Below are 19,598 nucleotides of genomic sequence, written 5' to 3' on the forward strand. Positions count from 1 at the left end.
CTTGTCGAGAAAATTTTTAATTATTTTTGCCGGGAAAAACTATAAAGAACATATGAAACACATGATGTCAGTTTTTCAACCATATCCAAATGAAGGAATTCATTAGGACCATGTGCATTGGAGTGTGGGCCTAGTACTCCCGTAATCATAAATTGGGCTTGAGGAAACTGTTCACCCAACATTCCCATAAAGGGAATAGTTCCGCCTTCTCCCATGTAAGCAGCGGGCTTTCCATAATAAGTCATGGATGCCTCGTCTGCTGCCTTTGCCAACCAGTCAGAAAGCTGCGGTGCATTCCAGCCTTTAGAACCATCATCCACTCTGAAAGACACTTTGGCATTATAAAGTGGGTTATGGGTCAGGGCCTCCTGCATTAATGACGCGGCTTCTTTAGGATTAACCAGAGGCGGGAGGCGCATGGATAATTTCAGTGCTGTTACTGGACGCATGACATTACCGGCATTGGCAATAGGTGGAAAGCCATCCGCACCAGTGACAGTCAGAGCGGGACGCCAGGTGCGATTTAAAATTAATTGTGACTTATCCTTTTGTACTGGTTCTACTCCTTTATGCCAGGGAAACTCGGTATAAACCTGATCACCCAAGGTCTGAGCGCAATGTTCCGCCTGCTTTACCCTTTCTTCGGGGATATCACAATACAATTGTGATAACTTTACTTCCCCAGTCTCTTCATCTTCAATACGACTGATTAATTGTCTTGCTACTCGGAAACTGTCTGCCACAATGCCACTGGCATTTCCTGAATGGACACCTTCATGAATTAACTCTACAGAAAGCTCGCCTACCACATTGCCACGTAATGATGTGGTCATCCAAAGCTGTTCATAGTTACCGGCTCCTGAATCCAGGCATATGACTAAAGAGGGCTTGCCTATTCGATCTTTCAATTCTTCAATATAAAAGGGCAAATCGTAGCTGCCGCTTTCTTCGCATGCTTCTATGATCAAGACACAACGCGGATAAGGAACGCCCTGCTCTTCCAAAGCACGGATAGCAGTCAGGGATGCATAAGCTGAATAACCATCATCAGCCCCTCCTCGTCCATATAAAAGACCCTCTTTCAATACAGGCTTCCAGGGATGTAAATCGTCATTCCAGCCCGACATTTCTGGCTGTTTGTCCAAATGGCCATAGAGTAAAACAGTTTCATCGATCTGGCCTGGCACTTCCATATAAATCAATGGCGTTCTGTTTTCCAGACGCATCACTTCCAGAGCCATCCCTTTTGGAGCGTGAGCCTTACACCAGTTTGCAATATGTGAAACAGCCTGTTCCATATAACCATGTTCTTGCCATTGGGCATCAAAATGGGGAGATTTATTAGGAATTCTTATGTAATCACATAAACTGGGTAGTATTTCTTCCTGCCACTGTTGGCGTATATAGTCATACAGTCCTTGGGGATTGAACATGTGCCTGCTCCTTGATAATGGCCACTATCTTATTGGTGGCGGACTCAATTTTTAATGCTTTGATTTTATTATCAATGTCCTTTTTATTCGTCACTACCTCGTGTAAGGAAGCCAACAGCGTTTCTTTACTCAAGGATTCATCCTGAATTACTGTGCTTATGCCTAAGCCTTTAAAGTAGCGCGCATTTTGAATCTGATCCCCACGGCTTACTTGTGCCGAGAGAGGAATTAAAACATGAGGTTTCCCCAGAGCAAGGATTTCATATAAAGAATTAGCACCTGCCCGGGAAATCACAATGGAGGCCGCGGCAAACAAATCGGGAAGTTCTTCATTGACGTACTCAAATTGCTTGTAGCCCTCTCTGGCATTTAATGAGGGTTCTATTTTTCCCTTCCCACAAACATGGATAACCTGAAATTCACTGGTTAACTCGTTCAGAGCAGCTCTTATACTGCTATTAATTGAACCTGCCCCCAAACTTCCTCCCACAATAAGAAGACAAGGTTTTGATTCATTAAAGCCACATAGCTCCAGTCCCCTTTCCTTGTTTCCCTGGAATAATTGCTGACGAATCGGGGTGCCAGTCACTTCGATTTTATCCTGATTCTTAAAATGCTTTTTGCCTGCATCAAAGGTAAGGCAAATTTTGTTTACAAAAGGGAATGACAAGCGATTGGCAAGGCCAGGACTCATATCTGATTCATGGGCAATAACAGGAATACGATTTATCCAGGCACCAACAACCACAGGAAAAGCGACAAAGCCTCCTTTAGAAAAAACCACATCGGGCTTTAACCTGAAAAACAACCAGGTTGATTGCAGGATACCGCAAAAAATTTTGAACGGATCCAACAGGTTTTTAAAGCTAAAATAACGGCGTAATTTACCACTACTGACCGAATGGAAAGGAATATCCATTTTTTTTATCATGTCATGTTCAATTCCCTCAGCTGAACCTACATAATTGACAGCCCATCCTTCCTGCCTGAATTCTTTAATCAGCGCTATATTAGGTGTCACATGTCCTGCTGTACCGCCACCAGTAAAAACAATGCTTAAACTCATAAGACTTCCCTAACCAATAAACTTAAATCAATGGCTTTGATTGATTTGGTGATAGCACCGACAGAAATAAAATCAACTCCAGCCTCAGCAACCGCGCTGATATTTTCCCTGTTAATTCCGCCAGAGGCTTCCAGCTCACAATATTTGGGCTGATTCATTCTCACTGCCTGAGCCAACATGTCCACACTGAAGTTATCCAGCAATACCCGATCAGGATGGGCATCAAAAGCTTCTCTTAACTCATCGAGCGTTTCAACTTCAATTTCGACTAACAGATACTTATCTGTTTTTCTTGCCAGATTAATGGCTTTGGCAATAGAGCCACAGGCTTTAATATGGTTTTCCTTGATTAAAAAAGCATCGTAAAGCCCCATACGATGGTTCACTCCGCCGCCACAACGTACGGCATACTTCTGTGCCATTCTCAAACCAGGCAAAGTCTTGCGTGTATCCAGCAATCGCGTCTGGGTACCTTTGAGTTTTTGTACGTAATGCCAGGTTTGTGTTGCCGTAGCAGACAGGGTTTGCAGAAAATTCAATGCCGTACGCTCTGCGGTGAGAATACTGCTGGCAGTACCATGCAGAGTACATAAGGACGATGGCGCATTGAGCCACTCCCCTTCGGTTACATGCCATTCAATTTCAATTTTAGAATCAATCTGATGAAATACTTCATTCACCCAGGGCTGACCACAAACCAGCATGGGTTCACGAGAAATAATTTCTGCTTCAACGACAAGATTTAAGGGTAATAATGCAGCAGTTACATCACCACTGCCCACATCTTCAGCTAAAGCATGCTCAACATCAGAACGTACCTGGGCTGCTTCTATTTTCATGCGTTAACTTCCTTCTTTTTATATGTATAACGGGCCTTTAATAAAGGCGGGGCGATAAATGTCGTAATCATAACCATTAAAACAATTGCAGAAAATAATTCATCAGAAATAACGCCTAAGGTTCGCCCTATGGAAGCAAAAACCAAACCGACCTCTCCGCGCGGCAACATGCCAATTCCAATAAGCAAGCGGTCATCTTTTTTGTTGGCTCCGTAGCCACTGATCAATTTTCCAAGAATGGCAGCAATAATTAAACCGCCTGCCAAAACCAGTACTTTCCAGTTATAAAATGTTTCCAGTTTAACCTGGATGCCTATAACCATGAAAAACATAGGGGCTAAAATTGATTCAAGAGGGGCAACTAATTGTTGAATACTGCGATTGTCTTTATGGTTGCTATTCTCTGTTTTAAAATAGTCATCATGAAGAATTACTCCAGCAGCAAATGCACCAATAATAGCAGCAAGCTGAACGAATGAAGCTAACCAGGACAGGGACATTACAAAGAGGAAAGAAATAAATAATTTAGATTCCCAAGGCTCCAGAAAACGGAAAAAATGAACTGATTTGCGTAACAATATTGGTCCCAGAGCCAGCGATCCAATGAAGAAGAGCAGCGAATAAATAATGATGCGCACTACCATAGTAATATCAACGATACCACCAATAACAACACTGCTGACCACAGCCAGTATAATCAATCCCAGAATATCGTCCAGCATGGCCGCGCCCAGTATGGTTCTAGCCTCTCTGGTTCTGAGTTTATTCATTTCTTTCAATACTCGTGCGGTGATACCTATGCTTGTTGCACTCAAGGTTGCAGCAATAAATAAATCAGACTGAAATGATGAGTGTGGAATTAAAACATAGGCAGCCCCAAACCCCAAAAGCATTGGTGCTATTACACCGATAATTGCCACCTGCATGGATTCACGGCCAGTATGTTTTAACTCTTCAATGGAACTCTCCAGCCCCACCATAAATAGCAAAAAGATAACGCCATAGCGGGAAAAAATATCAACAATGTACGCAATTTTCAGATATTCTGTGCCTTCTGGACCACTAAGTGCCTGGGTTACCTGCTGAGCATAAAAAGAATTGGGTATAATTGAAGCTACCGATTGATTTAGTGGTGTACCGGCAAGCATTTCTTTCATAATATTAAAAATAGATGAGCCTTCTCTGAGGATGACAACCAGTTCATTGCCACAAAGATAAGCAATGTTTCCTACCAAAACACCCATCAATAATTCACCAAGAACTCCTGGCTGATGCAATCGTCTTGCTATGTAGCGGCCAAGAATGGCGAAGAAAAAAATGGCTGTTACACCGAGAAGAACCGAGGCTATAGGATCTGCGTGTTCGCCTCCAGCTGCTGCATGAGCAATTACTGGAGACAAACACGCGATGAAAAGTACTCTTTTCTTTATAACGTGCATTATTGTTTCGCTAAAAACAGGCAGGTTTCCAGAACTGAATCAGGGTTTAATGAAACACTTTCAATTCCCTCTTTCATCAGCCACTCAGCAAAATCCTGATGGTCTGAAGGGCCCTGGCCACAGATACCTATGTATTTGCCTGCTTTTTTACAGGTAGAAATGGCCATATGGAGTAATGCTTTCACCGCGTCATTGCGTTCATCGAACTGAGCAGCAACCAAACCTGAATCGCGGTCCAGCCCCAGAGTTAGCTGGGTAAGGTCATTAGATCCAATGGAAAAGCCATCAAAATGCTCTAAAAACTGACTTGCCAACAGAGCATTTGAAGGCAGTTCGCACATCATAATAACACGCAGCCCCTGTTTACCGCGCTCAAGCCCATGTTGTTTAAGAACATCAATAACACCACTGGCTTCGGAAACAGTACGCACAAAAGGAATCATGACCTCTACATTGGTCAGGCCCATGTCTTCACGAACCCTTCTCACCGCTTTGCATTCGAGGGCAAAACACTCAGCGAATGATGAAGAAACATAGCGTGATGCTCCTCTGAATCCTAGCATTGGATTCTCTTCTTCAGGTTCATACAAAGTACCGCCAACCAGATTTGCGTATTCGTTGGATTTAAAATCAGACAAACGTACGATTACGGGCTTGGGATAAAATGCCGCAGCAATAGTAGCAATCCCTTCTTTCAGACGTTCAATATAATATTCAACCGGTGAATCGTAAGCCGCTGTTTTCTCGCTAATGAATTTCTTTAGCTCTTTATCTTTTAAAATATCAAAATCAAGTAAGGCCCTCGGGTGAATGCCTATGGTATTTGAAATCAAAAACTCCAGACGTGCCAGGCCTACACCAGAATTGGGTATGGATTGAAAGGCAAACGCCCGTTCAGGATTGCCTACGTTCAGCATCACTTTCATGGGTAATTCAGGCATGGTTTCTACATCGAGGCGTATTTGTTCAAAAGGTAAAAGCCCTGCATAAACAAAACCGGTATCCCCTTCCGCACAGCTAACCGTCACTTCATCTCCATCGACTATGGTTTTCGTTGCATCACCACAACCGACTACTGCAGGAATCCCTAACTCACGGGCAATAATTGCCGCGTGACAGGTTCTTCCACCACGATTGGTCACGATGGCAGATGCACGCTTCATAACCGGTTCCCAATCAGGATCAGTCATGTCGGAAATGAGTACGTCACCTGGCTGTACTTTATGCATTTCACTAATGTCTTTGATTATTCTTGCTTTCCCTTGGCCAATACGCTGCCCAATGCTTCGGCCTTCAGCCAGAATCTCGGAATGCTGTTGCAAGGTATAGCGCTCAAGAACTTGTTTGTTGTCCCTGCTTTTTACTGTTTCAGGACGTGCCTGCAAGATATAGAGTTTGCCGTTAGAACCGTCTTTAGCCCATTCTATATCCATGGGGCGGCCATAATGTTGTTCAATAATCAGAGCCTGTTGCGCTAACTGTTCCACTTCTTTGGCATTAAGGGAAAACAGTAAGCGCTCTGCTGCGTCAACCTCGACGGTTTTAACGCGGCGTTCCAGGGCTGGATCATCACAATACACCATTTTCAATGCTTTACTGCCCAGATTTCTCCTGATTACAGCAGGCTTACCTGCCTTAAGTCCTGGTTTATGGACATAGAATTCGTCTGGATTGACAGCACCTTGTACTACCATTTCCCCTAAACCGTAGGAGGAAGTAATAAAGACAACCTGATCAAAGCCTGATTCAGTATCCATAGTGAACATAACACCGCTCACCGCCAAATCGCTGCGGATCATTTGCTGAATTCCGGCAGATAAAGCCACATCATTGTGCGCAAAATTGTGATGAACACGATAAGCAATAGCCCGGTCATTAAATAAAGAGGCAAAAACGTGTTTGATTGCCAAAAGAACAGAATCAATGCCTTTGATGTTTAAAAAGGTTTCCTGTTGTCCGGCAAAAGAAGCGTCAGGCAAATCTTCAGCAGTAGCTGATGAACGTACTGCCACACTAAAATCATCATGTCCTATTTGTTGGGAAAGTTGCTGATAAGAGTTGCGTACGGCATTTTCAAATTCAGGAGTGAAGGGTGTGTTGATAATCAATTCCCGGATTTCTTTTCCTACAATGGCTAATTTACAGACATCATCGGTGTCCAGAGTTTCCAGTTTCTGGTAGATTTTTTTATCCAGTCCATCACGGGATAAAAATTCTTTAAACGAATCAGCTGTAGTGGCAAAGCCTCCTGGTACAGACACTCCTGCGGAAGACAAATGACTGATCATTTCACCAAGAGAAGCATTTTTACCACCCACCTGCTCCAGGTCCCGCATGCCCAATTGCGCTAAATCAATAGTATGTGTCTTGACCATTATAACTACCTCTAATCCATAAAATGATGAACATTCTACTTAAATTGTTGGTCTATTGGAATTAGAACTGCTCATGACTTGAAAAAGAATTACAAAGCTTAGAAAAACACTGGACTTGAAACTCGCTCGATGTGTAGCCCGGTCTGCTATAGCTGAGAATTGTACCACTTCGATCCCGGCTGCAAGCAGACCGGGCTACAGACCCTGCCAGAATTTTGGTGGGATTTCGTAGCCTGTATTAGGCGTAGCCGTAATACAGGACGACGTGGCTCAGCTACGACATTAAGGGGCATTTTTTCCCATAATAAACAAAAAATGACAAAAGTGTGTGTTATGCGCTAAGATGTAGTGTTGTTGTTTTTCAGGATGAACAGAAACATACAAAGTTGTAGACATTCGTCTCTCGATTTAGCCTTTATAAACGCACTTTGAACAGTCTTTGTAAGCCTTAGCGAAGTATCCAGCTCATTAATGGATTGCTTTCATTCGCAAAAACGTTTTAGTTTATAAATTGCCTATATCAAGTCAGACGAACCATGCAACCCAGACATCTGTTCGACGAGCTCACTTTATTACAAGGACGCTACAATGTTTAAACATATAGCACTCATATCTGTTGCCTTATCTTTAAATACTATCTCCTTACCCAGTATCGCCTGTTCAGCCTTGATTTTTAATAAAAACAAGCCATCTACTGTAGCAGTAAATCTGGACTGGAAGTACAGGGAAGGTACTGTGGTCATTCATCCACGTAATACGCTGATGGTTTCCAGTATCGACTCTCCCGAATACCATCCGCTGATGTGGAAAAGTCGTTATGGCAGCGTCATATTTCACGGTGGCAACCGCTTTAAAGCCGGCCCTGCAGCAGATGGAATGAACGAAAAAGGTCTGACGGCATCAGTTCTGGTTCTTAAATCATCCAGTTACCCCCAAAATAATGAGTTACCCACCTTAAATACTTCAGAATGGGTGCAGTATGTCCTCGATAATTTCCAAAGCGTACAGGAAGTCATCGATGACAGTGCCAATTATCAGCTATTACCTGGCACTTATCGTGATGTAGCTATGAATTTGCATATGGTGATTAACGATGCTGAAGGCAAATCTGCCGTCTTGGAATATCTGGATGGGCAACTGGTCATTCATACCCAGGATGAATTAAAACCCTCAGTTCTGACTAACACAGATTATAACTCTTCTGTTTCACTGTTGAGCGAATACCGTGATTTTGGCGGCTCAAAAGCACTGCCTGGCGGCTATGATTCAAACTCTCGCTTTGTAAGGGCTGCTCATTATATGAAGAGATTGCCAAGCTTTGTAGCCAATGAAGAGCACATAGCATACGCCTTTAACGGGCTGAGTGATGTAGCTCAGGCACCAGGCACTCCACAGCCTACACAATTAAGCATGGTTTTTGATATACCCACCAAAACCATTTATTTCCGTAGCGTGAATGAAGCCAGTGTCAGGGTTATTCCTTTTGCTGATATAAATTTTGATACTTTGTCAGAGCCTTTATCCATCAATGCGTATCAGCATTTTTACGGGAATGTGGTAGAGCAATTCAAGTCTATGCGTGGTTAGAACAAGCCTGTAGCCTGTATGGTACGTCGTCCTGAGTGGTGCTCAGGACGACGTACTAAAAGTCTCACAATGCCGAGAGCGCTTGTGGGAAATCTTTAAAGAAATTATTTTCATTAATCATTTTAATGATCCCCGTCTTACGCAACTTAGCCGTTACCCGTGCATTAGCGCCGCTAATCATTACCCGCACACCACGATGCAATAAACCAGAAATTGCTTCCTCAAGAGTTTGTATTCCGGTGATGTCCATAAAAGGAACCCACCGCATTCTGATAATCAGCGTTTTAGGATCGGTATGAGTCACTGCCAAAGCTCGTTGAAACATTTCAACAGCCCCAAAGAAGAAAGGCCCTTCCATGGCGTAGACTAAAACACCTTCTGGTAAAACAGTCAGATTTTGCTGTTGTAATTCCTCAGCCAGTTGCTCTTCTGACATATGCTTCACTTCCACACTGGATGACATGCGGCGAATAAACTGCAAGACCGCTAGAATTACCCCGATATTAACCGCGACCACCAAATCAACAAAAACAGTCAACACGAAGGTTACCAGTAAAACAAACACATCCGCTTTAGGGGCAACTTTTACCAGTTTAATAAAATGGTGCACCTCACTCATGTTCCATGCCACAACAAACAGTATTGCGGCCAGAGCGGCCAGCGGGACATTTACTGCCAAAGGAGCGAGAAAGAGAATAATTAAAATTAAGGTAACTGCATGAATAATCCCGGCCAAAGGACTGTTACCGCCATTGCGAATATTGGTCGCAGTACGAGCTATTGCTCCAGTAGCTGCAAACCCGCCAAACAATGGTGCACATATATTAGCGATACCCTGCCCAATCAATTCCCGATTGGAGTTATGCTGCGTTCCGGACATACCATCAGCAACCACTGCAGACAATAAGGATTCTATTGCTCCTAACATCGCAATCGTGAATGCCGGACTAATCAGCTCAATAAGTCGGTTGACAGTAATATCAGGAATAACAAAAGCGGGCAAACCCTGAGGAATACCGCCAAACATGCTCCCAATGGTAGCAACGCCTTCAAAATGAAAAATAGATTGCAACACAGTAGCAATCACCAAAGCAACCAACGGACCTGGTATACGTTTGCAACCGGGAAATTTATTAGAAAAAAGAACAAGAAACAACGCGCCAAAGCCAAGAGCTGTCGTAGTCAGGTTCATCTGAGGAAAGGCCTGCAGCAAATGCCAGAGTTTTTCATGAAAGTGACCACCGCCAGTTGCTGGTAAACCAAAAAAGTACTGCCACTGTCCAACCCAGATGACTACCGCTATTCCTGAAGTAAAACCGACAATTACAGGAGTGGGTATGAATTTGATGATCCCCCCAAGCCGGGCCAAGCCGAAAAAAAACAGCATAAAGCCAGCCATTAAAGTAGCAATTTGCAAACCCGAAATGCCGTATTGCGCGGTGATTCCTGAAAGGACAACAATAAAAGCCCCTGTTGGACCCGCAATTTGTAACCGGCTTCCGCCCATCATGGACACGATTAAACCAGCCACTATTGCAGTATACAAGCCCTGTTCCGGCTTGGCTCCCGAGGCAATAGCAAAAGCCATTGCCAGCGGTAAAGCAACCACTCCGACAATTAAGCCTGAAATGATGTTTTGTAACCAATATTTTTTCTGAAATAATCCAGCTTTGTAAGATTCGATGAGTATATTCATAGATAATGCGTCGACCTAATTAAATATTTGCAGCTATTATACACATAAAGAACAAAAATATGTTAATTTTGCTGGAAAATTTCTCGCTTTAATTCACATCTTGCCTCGCTTCTAATATCATATACGCTTTATCACCCAGGGTAAGCTATCAATGACTCTTACAGCTTTAAATGCAATATCTCCCATAGATGGTCGTTACATCAATAAAACAAGGTCTTTAAGTCCCTATTTTAGCGAATTCGCTTTGATTTTTTACCGTTTAACGGTTGAAGTTCGTTGGCTGGAATCCCTGGCTGCCAATGAGACTATTCCTGAAGTGCCTAAACTGACGGAACAATCGAAACAGTTTTTATCTGAAATCATCGCCAATTTTGACGAAACAGAAGCTGAAACAATCAAGGAATTTGAAAGACAGACCAATCATGATGTAAAAGCGATTGAATATTATCTCAAAGACAAATTTCAGCATAATGACCAGCTTAAGGCGATGGTTGGCTTTATTCATTTTGCATGTACTTCAGAAGACATCAATAACCTGGCTTATGCCTTAATGGTAAAACAAGCCATTGCTCAGGTCATCCAGCCTACTCTTGCTGAAATTATGGGCGGTATAACTCTTCTGGGCAAACAACACGGCGATGCGGCCATGTTGTCCAGAACACATGGTCAACCGGCAACACCTACTACCATGGGTAAAGAGTTGGTCAACTTTGTAGCTCGTCTCAAAAGGCCGCAACAACAATTGGCTGAGGTATTAATTCCAGGCAAATTTAATGGCGCTGTGGGCAATTATAATGCGCACCTGATTGCTTATCCTGATGTTGACTGGCGTAAGCATTGTGCCGGGTTTGTCACTTCGCTAGGCTTGTCGTTTAATCCGTATACCACTCAAATTGAACCTCATGATGGCATCGCTGAAGTATCGCAAATCATGATGAGAATCAATAATATCCTGCTCGATTACACACAGGATATATGGAGTTATATTTCTCTGGGCTACTTCAAGCAAAAGACAATAGCTGCTGAAGTAGGCTCATCAACTATGCCCCACAAAGTCAATCCCATTGATTTTGAAAATGCCGAAGGAAACCTGGGTATGGCAAATGCCTTATTTATCCATTTCGCCAACAAATTAACCCAATCACGTTTGCAACGAGACTTATCGGACTCAACTGTACTGCGTAATTTGGGCGTGGCATTTTCCTATAGTCTCATTGCTTATCATTCAATAGCCAAAGGCAATGATAAACTGCAAATCAATAAACAGGCTTTAGAAGAAGATTTAGATGCAAACTGGGAAATTTTGGCAGAAGCCGTGCAAACGGTGATGAGACGCTATAATGTGCCCGATGCTTATGAACAATTAAAAGCACTGACCCGCGGCCAGGGAATTGATGCAAACAGCCTCAAGGAATTCATCAGTACTCTTGCGATTCCTGAAGAGGCAAAAACTCAATTAATCAATCTGACTCCAGCAACTTATACAGGCCTGGCGACCCTGTTGGTTAAGGCTTTTTCATGAATGATACTCTGTCACAACAAGGACAAACCTTCAAATACGATGTTCTTGTTATAGGAACGGGATTAGCTGGTTTGCATTATTGTTTGCAGATTTTAGCCATTCAGCCTCATTTAAATATTGCCTTAATCAGCAAGGCAGAATCGATTGAAAGTAACAGCCGCTATGCCCAAGGCGGCATTGCTGCTGCTTATTCTTCGGAAGACTCTCTGGAATCTCATGTTTCTGATACCCTGATTGCCGGGGATGGCCTGTGCTATGAACCCGCAGTAGAGTTCATCGTGCGCCAAGGCCCTGATATCATCAAGCAACTGGGTGAGTACACTGTACAGTTTAAACGGGAAAACAGTGGTGACTTTCATTTAGCCCAGGAAGGCGGACATTCCCATCGCCGGATTTTTAATTGCGGCGATCAAACCGGCTTGACCGTAACGCAAACCCTGAATCATCTGGTGCAACAGCATAAGCAAATCAAACTGTTTGAACATCATATAGCAGTGAATCTTATCACCCAATACCTTCCGCATCGCACGGATAATCAGGGTGAAGTGCTGGGCGCTTATATCCTTGATTGCAACCAGAACAAGATTCATACCTTCCTGGCTAATTGTGTGATTTTAGCTACCGGAGGCGCAGGGAAAACTTATCGTTATACTACCAATCCTATGGTAGCCACTGGTGATGGCGTTGCTATGGCTTACAGGGCTGGTGCACGAATAGGAAATATGGAATTTTACCAGTTCCACCCTACCCTGCTGCATCATCATTCGTTAAACAATTTTTTAATCTCCGAAGCAGTGCGTGGAGAAGGCGGAATACTTAAAAATCCCGAAACAGGCGAACGGTTTATGAAACGTTACGCTCCCGAACAAATGGAACTGGCAACCCGTGATGTTGTTGCCAGAGCCATTTTCAGTGAAATAGAACAAAGTCAGGCGGGTTATGTCAATCTTGATATCACTCACCAGAGCAAAGCCTTCCTGCAAAAGAGATTCCCGCAAATTTATACTACTTTGCTGTCCATAGGCATTGATATGAGCCAGGACATGATTCCTGTAGTGCCTGCAGCCCACTACCAATGTGGTGGAGTGCTTAGTGATGTGGATGGCCGGACTGATTTAAAACGCCTTTATGCCATTGGCGAAGTGGCCTTTACCGGTTTACATGGGGCTAATCGACTGGCAAGTAATTCTTTGCTGGAAGCTTTGGTAATGGGCGCCAATGCGGCACGTTGTACTCTGAAAGATATAGCCACCCCAATAAAATCTCTGGATACAATCCCCAACTGGAGTTCGCCTGGTGAAGTTAATGCACGACGTGCCAGCCAGATTAATGCGCAGTGGCGCGGTTTACGCGGTGAGATGACTTCCTATGCAGGTATTGTCCGTACTGAAGCAGGCCTTCAGGATCTACTACAATTAATAATGAAACGTAAAAAAATTGTTGAAGAATATTATTGGAAGCATTCCATAACCCGGGATTTTATTGAGTTGAGAAACATTATTCTTAATGCCGAATTGATTGTAAGGGCTGCCCTGTCACGAAGAGAATCGCGTGGCGGTCATTACCGTGAGGATTTTCCCCATAAGAGTGCCAAGGCTCAGGAAAGTATTGCCAAACTGGGACCTGTTGACATTTCGCTTGTTTGAGATTTTATTTAGAGGCCGATTTGATGTTTAAAAACTCTACTATTTACCAGCCTGAAGCCACTTTAATGCACATTCGTAATGACATGAGCATCTGTCAGAGTGACTATCCAATTGACTGGTATCAAGAAGACTTTATTCCTTATGCTGAAGAATATCAGGCTTTGCCCGATCGTAAACTGACTACGGTTCTTGAGTGGATGAAGCCTTATATGAAAAAGGCGCAAGATCATTTCGGTGATAAATTATTACTTCTCGCCCATTATTATATGGGTGGAGATATTGTACGCCTGATTGAACAATTTGGCGGTAAAATAGGTGACTCCTATCAATTAGCCCTCATGGCTGCTGAACATCCTGAAAAGTCAGTAATCATTGAATCCGCAGTACACTTTATGGCTGAATCCATCAGTATTCTGGCACATCAAAACCAACAGGTTTACATTACCAATCCCAAATCGGGATGCACTATGGAAATGCTGGCCAAAGATTTCATGGTAGAACCTGCCTTTATCGATTTAAATGAACGTTATGGCGCGGAAAACATTATCCCTGTTTGTTATATGAATACCTCGGGACGAGTTAAAGCGATGACTGGTTCTCAGGGTGGTGCCGTATGTACCAGTTCGAATGTGAAGAAGATATTCCAATGGGCACAGAAGCAAAATAAGAAGATTCTGTTCATTCCAGATCAGCACATGGGCGAAAACGTTGCTTATTGGTTAGGTATTAAAAACCTGGCTTATTGGCCTGGTGGTACTGCAGGTGCGCATTACTCTTTAGCGGAGCAGGAGCAGAGCACATTAAATCAATTTGATAAGGCGGAATTGATTCTGTTTTCCAGTCAATGTGCTGTACATACTGTCTATCAACCGGAAATGTGCGAGTACTGGCATAGCAAAGGCTATACTACTATTGTTCATCCTGAATGCCGTAATGACGTAATCCGGGTTGCTCAGCATGCGGGCTCTACTGCTTTTATCTGGGATTATGTAGTACATGATCGAGCCGGTACAAAACACTATGCGATTGGAACAGAAAACCACATGGTTGCCAATCTGAAGCAGTATTGCAAGGCGCTAGGCATAGAAGTAATCAATCTGGCTGAAGCTCCTCAAAACGATAATGAAAAAGGTGTAGGCTGTGGTTGTGCTACCATGTCACGTAATGATCCACCCCATCTGGTTGCTTTACTCGATTTACTGCGTCAGGGTAAAACCATGGCTTATAACGAAGTCAAAGCAGGTGATGTAGTCAATGAGTTTACAGGCACCAGGAACAGACTGCCTCTAAATGATCAGCAATGGGTTATAGACAATGCAAAAAAATCCTTGCAAATGATGATTAACATCACTGAAGACAGGATTTAGAGAAAAGCCTGCATACCGGGTAAGTGTTTCACCTGATCAATGGTATCAATAGCTAAAGGATATTTCTTTTCCAGTTCATGGATGAACTTCATGATATCCTTTGGCGACTGAAACTCATCTTTTACCTTGTAGATCAAGGCATAAGTAAAATTGGCTTTTTGCACATAAGCTTCCCGTGCCGGAGAGGCGGTGTCGTACAATTGTTTTTGGATGTCATCACGGATTAGCTTTAATTGATTCAGCACTTCCTCCTGAACTATTTTGTCCTGAGGAAGAATTCTCGTGTTTACCTGATTACCTGCTACATTCTGCTCTGGGGCTTTATCTTCCATAATTCATTCCATTTTCACAGCTTAAGTCTAAATAAAGTATAGTATTGGAAGAAAATAATACAAATCATGATGAAGGATGAAGACGCCCTTGTAGCCCGTATTAGGCATAGCCGTAATACGGGAATGGAGTTCATTGCCACTTCGATCCCGTATTACGGCTGGCGCCTAATACGGGCTACAATATCGTTTAATTTTTCGCCGCTGCTACATAAAACTGACATTCTGACAAACCCTGGGTACACACATACCCACCCAAAGTATCAATCCAGTTATTGTCCGTACGTGCAGGTATCTTGGTTAAAACCTGCCACCAAATCGAATATTCACCTATCGAATTTTTATAGGTACAGGTAACACCCCGGCCGTATTTTGCTACCAAAATATTAGCGCGTACAAATTGAGTTCCTTCCTCACCTTGAGGCTTGTTCGGTGAAAAGGGATTTTCTGCCCAAGGTGCTGGAGGCTCACCCCACTGCAGTGATGTTGTATTGGGATCAGGGCAAATTGTCGCTTGAGCTGCCATACTGCAGCACAGTAAAAACAGGCTTGAAAGAACAGTTCCGTATTGTCTCATATACACCTCATCAAAAAATAACTCATCTATGTACGCTTTATCTGACGATCATTATTTAGTATAGTGAGTTTAAAAGTCAAATCAATCTCCCCTTACTTACACTGGACTAACTATGCTCTGGATACCAATTGCCTTGTTTTTCTGGTGGCTCATATACCGCGAAATCAGAAGACCCGCACTAATACATAAACCTTATATGATTATCCTCTTGTTTCTAGCCATATTTTTTACCTGGTTACCACTTAAAAGCTGGTATTTCGAACGTTTTTTAACAAGCATAGCCCAGCAACTGGCAGAAAATAATTATGCCAAAGTACATTGCAATACCTTGTTTGATACTCTTTTTGATGAAGACATTGGCGTTGCAGGGCATGCCAACCCCAAAACAGGATATATCGTTATTCAATACCCCAGATGTTCCATACTCAGGGCTTACATAGCTCATCCTGAACGTGCAGGTAAAGAGGAAATTATCAGCCTGAATGTATTAACACACGAAAGCATGCACGCACGTGGCGAATACGATGAAGCCAAAACTGAATGTGAAGCAGTGCAAAGAAACTACAGGACGGCAAAATTATTGGGAGTACCATACTATATAGCCAAAAAAAATGCACTCGACTACTATCAACTTTATTACATGAAACGAAAAGGCAGATATTTTTCCAGTGAATGCGCGCCCGGAAAAGCTTTGGATGAACATTTAAAGGATTCAACCTGGACAGATTAGGATGAGTAAATTAGTTCACCACTAAAATACTCATCACAATGATCATTCGGTATTAGCTAGAAACCCCAGCCTTTTCCTATGAAGTTATTCTTCATACCATTATTCAGTGAAGGCAAATCCTCTACAAAACGGTGTTGCTCGGCAAAATCAGCGCGCTCCCCCATATGACTGGGACGGAAAAAACTGGAAGTCACTTCACTTACCCTCAGATTTTCCTTAATGCCGTCAACACCCTCTTTCCATCCCGCCTTACCGCAGCTTTTTGGATAAGAATAAACAGCTGCTCCCAACAAAATAAGTGCCCAAAGAGGTGTACCACCTATAGTAAGAAGTTGTTCACCTACACCGTGAGCCAAGAGATTGGTTCCCTCATCTTCACATTCATGCAATGGGCCATTAGTAAGCAAAATGCCTCCTTCAACGACTCCACTTGCTGATCCTGCAATAGAACCTAAAGCGGCACCAGCAAGTTTTTTCACCAGGCCTCTTTCCGTCTTATTAGACTCACTATTCTTTTTTTCCATTGTTTACTCCATTGATGTTGAAACTTGAATATTTTGGATTGCAGGTCGCTAATACCACAATTTTTGACCATTGTATGCTGCTCTTTTTCTTTTCTCAAGGAAAAATAAAAAATCAATGCATTGAAAAGGTCTAATTTTACTCAGTTCAATTTATTTTTAAGAATAATTCGCTCAACCCATTGTTTGAATTGATTTGTTTGTTATAATGGTCGCGCGTGCCGGGGTGGCGGAATTGGTAGACGCGCCGGATTCAAAATCCGGTGATGGTGACATCGTGTCGGTTCGAGTCCGACCCTCGGTACCAATTATCTGATAGGGTTTAAAGTTCCCTCTTTTTCCAGTTGTACTTCTTCTTGTTTTCTCTCTTTAGTCTCATCTTTAATTAATATCAAAAATGGAATAAAAGCCAAAGCAAATACTATAGATAATTGATATAAGCCGACCCAACCAATATTCATCTGGATGGTAGCAGCTACAGGGCCTGACATGATACGCGGTAATGTAGACAAAGCCACTAACATGGAAAATTGGGTTCCTGTAAATTGTTTGTTGACGAGACGCATGAACAAAGCGACCAAAGCCGTAGAACCCATTCCCGCAGCAAAATTATCCGAGACGACCGCTACAGACAATAAAGTCACATTCTTGCCAACCATTGCCAAAGCGACAAAAAGCACATTAGTGAGCGCTTGTAACAAACCAAAGGAAAACAGTGAGCAGTACAAGGAATAACGCATCAGAATAAAGCCGGCGGTCAAGCCACCCAAGAGTATAGAACCCACACCAAGCATTTTGTTGACATAACCAATGGTGTCCAGAGAGAACCCTATGCCCTGGATAAGGAAAGGCATTACAATACCACTGGTTGTTGTTGTAAAGGCCTCACCTAATTTGTAACAAAAAATGAATAATAAGAGATAAATAATTTTAGGACGTGAAAATAATTCTTTAATTGGAGCAATAAAAGAATAAGCAAAGCTGCTTTTTTCTTTAATTTCTATAGAAGGTTCCCGGCTGAATAGCACTGCTACCATTCCAATCCCCATCACTAGCCCCATAAAGCGATAGGTAAAAGCCCAGCCCATTTTTTCTGCCATGATCAAGGCAAAGCCGCCAGACAGCAATAAGGCCAGCCGATAACCAAATACAGCTAAAGAAGCGCCTAAGGCGTGTTCTGTGACGGGAAGATATTCTGCCCTATGGGCATCAATCGCTACATCCTGGGTAGCAGAAAAGCATGCGAGAATCAAAGCAAGAAAGGCTAGAAATCCAGGATATTGCTCTGGAGTAAACCAGGCCATAAAATTGAAACCGACAAGCAATAAAAATTGCATCGTTAAAATCCAGCTGCGTCTTTTGCCAAGCGCGAACAAGGAATAACGATCGAGTACAGGCCCCCAGAAAATTCGGTAAGCATAAGGCAAACTGACAAGGCTTAAAGCGCCCGTAGCAAGAACAGACATGCCACTGTACGCATACCATGCCTGCAAGGTACTGCTGATCAATGACATGGGCAAGCCGGAAGAAAAGCCCAAAATGAAAACGATAAATAAACGTTTGTTCATTTTTATAAGTTCACTTAAAAACAAATGAGCAGGCTGAACTGTAAATCCGGCACGCCTTAAAGTTATTTTGTAGCCTGCATTAGGCGATAGCCGCAATGCGGGTTGGTGTGGTACCAAATCCCCGCATTACGGCTATCGCCTAATGCGGGCTACGGCTTTGAGGTAGTTTCAGACGTTACAGCTTAGCTCAGTGATTAAGCTTCAGTCTTTTTAACTGAAATCAAATGAATTTTGAAAATTAAAGTTTCATTTGGTCCGATTGGTCCGCCAACACTGCGTGAACCATAAGCCAGAGCTGAAGGAACATAAATTTCCCAGGTAGAGCCAGCAGGCATTAATTGCAAGGCTTCAGTCCAGCCAGGAATAACCTGAGAAACCTGGAATGTAGCTGGTTTACCAGTTTTATCAGTGCTGTCAAATACAGTACCATCAATCAAACGTCCAGTGTATTCCACAGTTACCGTATCTGATTTTCCTGGTTTAGCGCCAGTACCCGCGTCGATAATTTTGTATTGCAAGCCGCTTGGTAATACCACCACGCCTGTTTTACCTTTATTTTCAACTAAAAACGCTTCGCCTTTTGACTTGTTTTCATCTGCTTTTTTATTAAATTCAGAAGTGCGTTTTGCCATTAAATCTTTCTGGAATTTATTTAAGACATCTTTCATTTGTTGTTCAGTCAAAATCAATTGGGTACCGCTCATACCATCTTGCATTCCTTTTGCTAATGCTTCTGGATTAATATCAATACCTTGAGTTTTGAAATTTTTTCCTAAATCAGCACCAATACTGTAAGACAATTTATCTTTGTCTGTAGGTAATGATGTAGCATCGGGTGCAGCCATTGCTGTTGACAGTGCCAGTCCCATGACGGCCGCAGTGACCAATTTCATCTTCATAAAC

At 42.8% G+C, this 19,598-nt stretch carries 16 protein-coding genes and 1 tRNA gene; 6 read left to right on the forward strand and 11 right to left on the reverse strand.

All coding sequences use genetic code 11. From position 1 onward, the window contains the following. Nucleotides 1-20 precede the first annotated feature (20 nt). From B094_RS0109405 to ppsA, 5 genes are read right to left on the reverse strand one after another with little or no spacing between them, the layout of a single operon-like run. Nucleotides 21-1,433 carry a M20 family metallopeptidase gene (locus tag B094_RS0109405; RefSeq protein WP_018577558.1) on the reverse strand — a complete coding sequence of 471 codons (1,413 nt, stop codon included), beginning with the start codon at nt 1,431-1,433 and terminating at the stop codon, nt 21-23. After that, a complete protein-coding gene (locus B094_RS0109410) occupies nt 1,408-2,499 on the reverse strand; it encodes an undecaprenyldiphospho-muramoylpentapeptide beta-N-acetylglucosaminyltransferase (protein WP_018577559.1) in 1,092 nt (363 codons plus the stop codon). The genes B094_RS0109405 and B094_RS0109410 overlap by 26 nt, the downstream gene beginning before the upstream one ends. Further along, nucleotides 2,496-3,338, reverse strand: a complete 843-nt coding sequence (gene nadC / locus B094_RS0109415) for a carboxylating nicotinate-nucleotide diphosphorylase (protein ID WP_018577560.1) — start codon at nt 3,336-3,338, stop codon at nt 2,496-2,498. The genes B094_RS0109410 and nadC overlap by 4 nt, the downstream gene beginning before the upstream one ends. Next, a complete protein-coding gene (locus B094_RS0109420; RefSeq protein WP_018577561.1) occupies nt 3,335-4,777 on the reverse strand; it encodes a cation:proton antiporter in 1,443 nt (480 codons plus the stop codon). The genes nadC and B094_RS0109420 overlap by 4 nt, the downstream gene beginning before the upstream one ends. Further along, the gene (gene ppsA / locus B094_RS0109425) at nt 4,777-7,155 is read right to left on the reverse strand and encodes a phosphoenolpyruvate synthase (protein ID WP_026253964.1); all 2,379 of its coding nucleotides are present in this window, start codon (nt 7,153-7,155) and stop codon (nt 4,777-4,779) included. The genes B094_RS0109420 and ppsA overlap by 1 nt, the downstream gene beginning before the upstream one ends. Before the next feature lie 585 nt (nt 7,156-7,740). On the opposite strand from ppsA, the gene B094_RS0109430 reads away from it, so the two are divergent. Beyond that, on the forward strand, nt 7,741-8,739 hold the full coding sequence (locus B094_RS0109430; RefSeq protein WP_018577563.1) for a linear amide C-N hydrolase: 999 nt from the start codon (nt 7,741-7,743) through the stop codon (nt 8,737-8,739). Between the two features lie 64 nt (nt 8,740-8,803). Here the strand turns inward: B094_RS0109430 and B094_RS0109435 are convergent, their stop codons facing one another. Further along, nucleotides 8,804-10,435 (reverse strand): SulP family inorganic anion transporter, encoded by a 1,632-nt coding sequence (locus tag B094_RS0109435; RefSeq protein ID WP_018577564.1) that lies wholly within the window; start codon nt 10,433-10,435, stop codon nt 8,804-8,806. Nucleotides 10,436-10,586: 151 nt separating this feature from the next. Between B094_RS0109435 and purB the strand changes: the two genes are divergently transcribed. From purB to nadA, 3 genes are read left to right on the forward strand one after another with little or no spacing between them, the layout of a single operon-like run. Further along, entirely contained in the window at nt 10,587-11,957 is a 1,371-nt protein-coding gene (gene purB, locus B094_RS0109440; protein ID WP_018577565.1) for an adenylosuccinate lyase, read from the forward strand. Further along, a complete protein-coding gene (gene nadB, locus B094_RS0109445; RefSeq protein WP_018577566.1) occupies nt 11,954-13,603 on the forward strand; it encodes an L-aspartate oxidase in 1,650 nt (549 codons plus the stop codon). Before purB ends, nadB begins: the two co-directional genes overlap by 4 nt. A 23-nt stretch (nt 13,604-13,626) precedes the next feature. Beyond that, entirely contained in the window at nt 13,627-14,970 is a 1,344-nt protein-coding gene (nadA, locus tag B094_RS0109450) for a quinolinate synthase NadA (protein WP_018577567.1), read from the forward strand. Here nadA and B094_RS0109455 read toward each other — a convergent pair. Then, nucleotides 14,967-15,302: a hypothetical protein gene (locus B094_RS0109455; RefSeq protein ID WP_018577568.1), complete on the reverse strand. Its 336-nt coding sequence runs from the start codon at nt 15,300-15,302 to the stop codon at nt 14,967-14,969. The genes nadA and B094_RS0109455 overlap by 4 nt on opposite strands. Nucleotides 15,303-15,489: 187 nt before the next feature. Next, nucleotides 15,490-15,825 carry a DUF3757 domain-containing protein gene (locus B094_RS0109460; protein WP_420324230.1) on the reverse strand — a complete coding sequence of 112 codons (336 nt, stop codon included), beginning with the start codon at nt 15,823-15,825 and terminating at the stop codon, nt 15,490-15,492. Between the two features lie 163 nt (nt 15,826-15,988). Here B094_RS0109460 and B094_RS0109465 point away from each other — a divergent pair, with 163 nt between their 5' ends. Further along, nucleotides 15,989-16,606: a hypothetical protein gene (locus B094_RS0109465; protein WP_018577570.1), complete on the forward strand. Its 618-nt coding sequence runs from the start codon at nt 15,989-15,991 to the stop codon at nt 16,604-16,606. Between the two features lie 56 nt (nt 16,607-16,662). Here B094_RS0109465 and B094_RS0109470 read toward each other — a convergent pair whose 3' ends face one another. Then, on the reverse strand, nt 16,663-17,130 hold the full coding sequence (locus tag B094_RS0109470) for a hypothetical protein (protein ID WP_018577571.1): 468 nt from the start codon (nt 17,128-17,130) through the stop codon (nt 16,663-16,665). Nucleotides 17,131-17,347: 217 nt separating this feature from the next. Here B094_RS0109470 and B094_RS0109475 point away from each other — a divergent pair. Then, nucleotides 17,348-17,434 (forward strand) — tRNA-Leu (locus B094_RS0109475). A gap of 1 nt (nt 17,435) precedes the next feature. Here B094_RS0109475 and B094_RS0109480 read toward each other — a convergent pair. Together B094_RS0109480 and bamJ are read right to left on the reverse strand one after the other, a co-directional pair. Next, complete coding sequence (locus B094_RS0109480) at nt 17,436-18,695, reverse strand: AmpG family muropeptide MFS transporter (protein ID WP_026253965.1); 1,260 nt, start codon at nt 18,693-18,695, stop codon at nt 17,436-17,438. Nucleotides 18,696-18,889: 194 nt separating this feature from the next. Next, complete coding sequence (bamJ, locus tag B094_RS0109485; RefSeq protein WP_018577573.1) at nt 18,890-19,594, reverse strand: BamJ family beta-barrel-assembly machinery protein; 705 nt, start codon at nt 19,592-19,594, stop codon at nt 18,890-18,892. Between the last annotated feature and the right edge of the window lie 4 nt (nt 19,595-19,598).

Source organism: Legionella shakespearei DSM 23087 (assembly GCF_000373765.1).
Taxonomy (GTDB): Bacteria; Pseudomonadota; Gammaproteobacteria; order Legionellales; family Legionellaceae; genus Legionella; species Legionella shakespearei.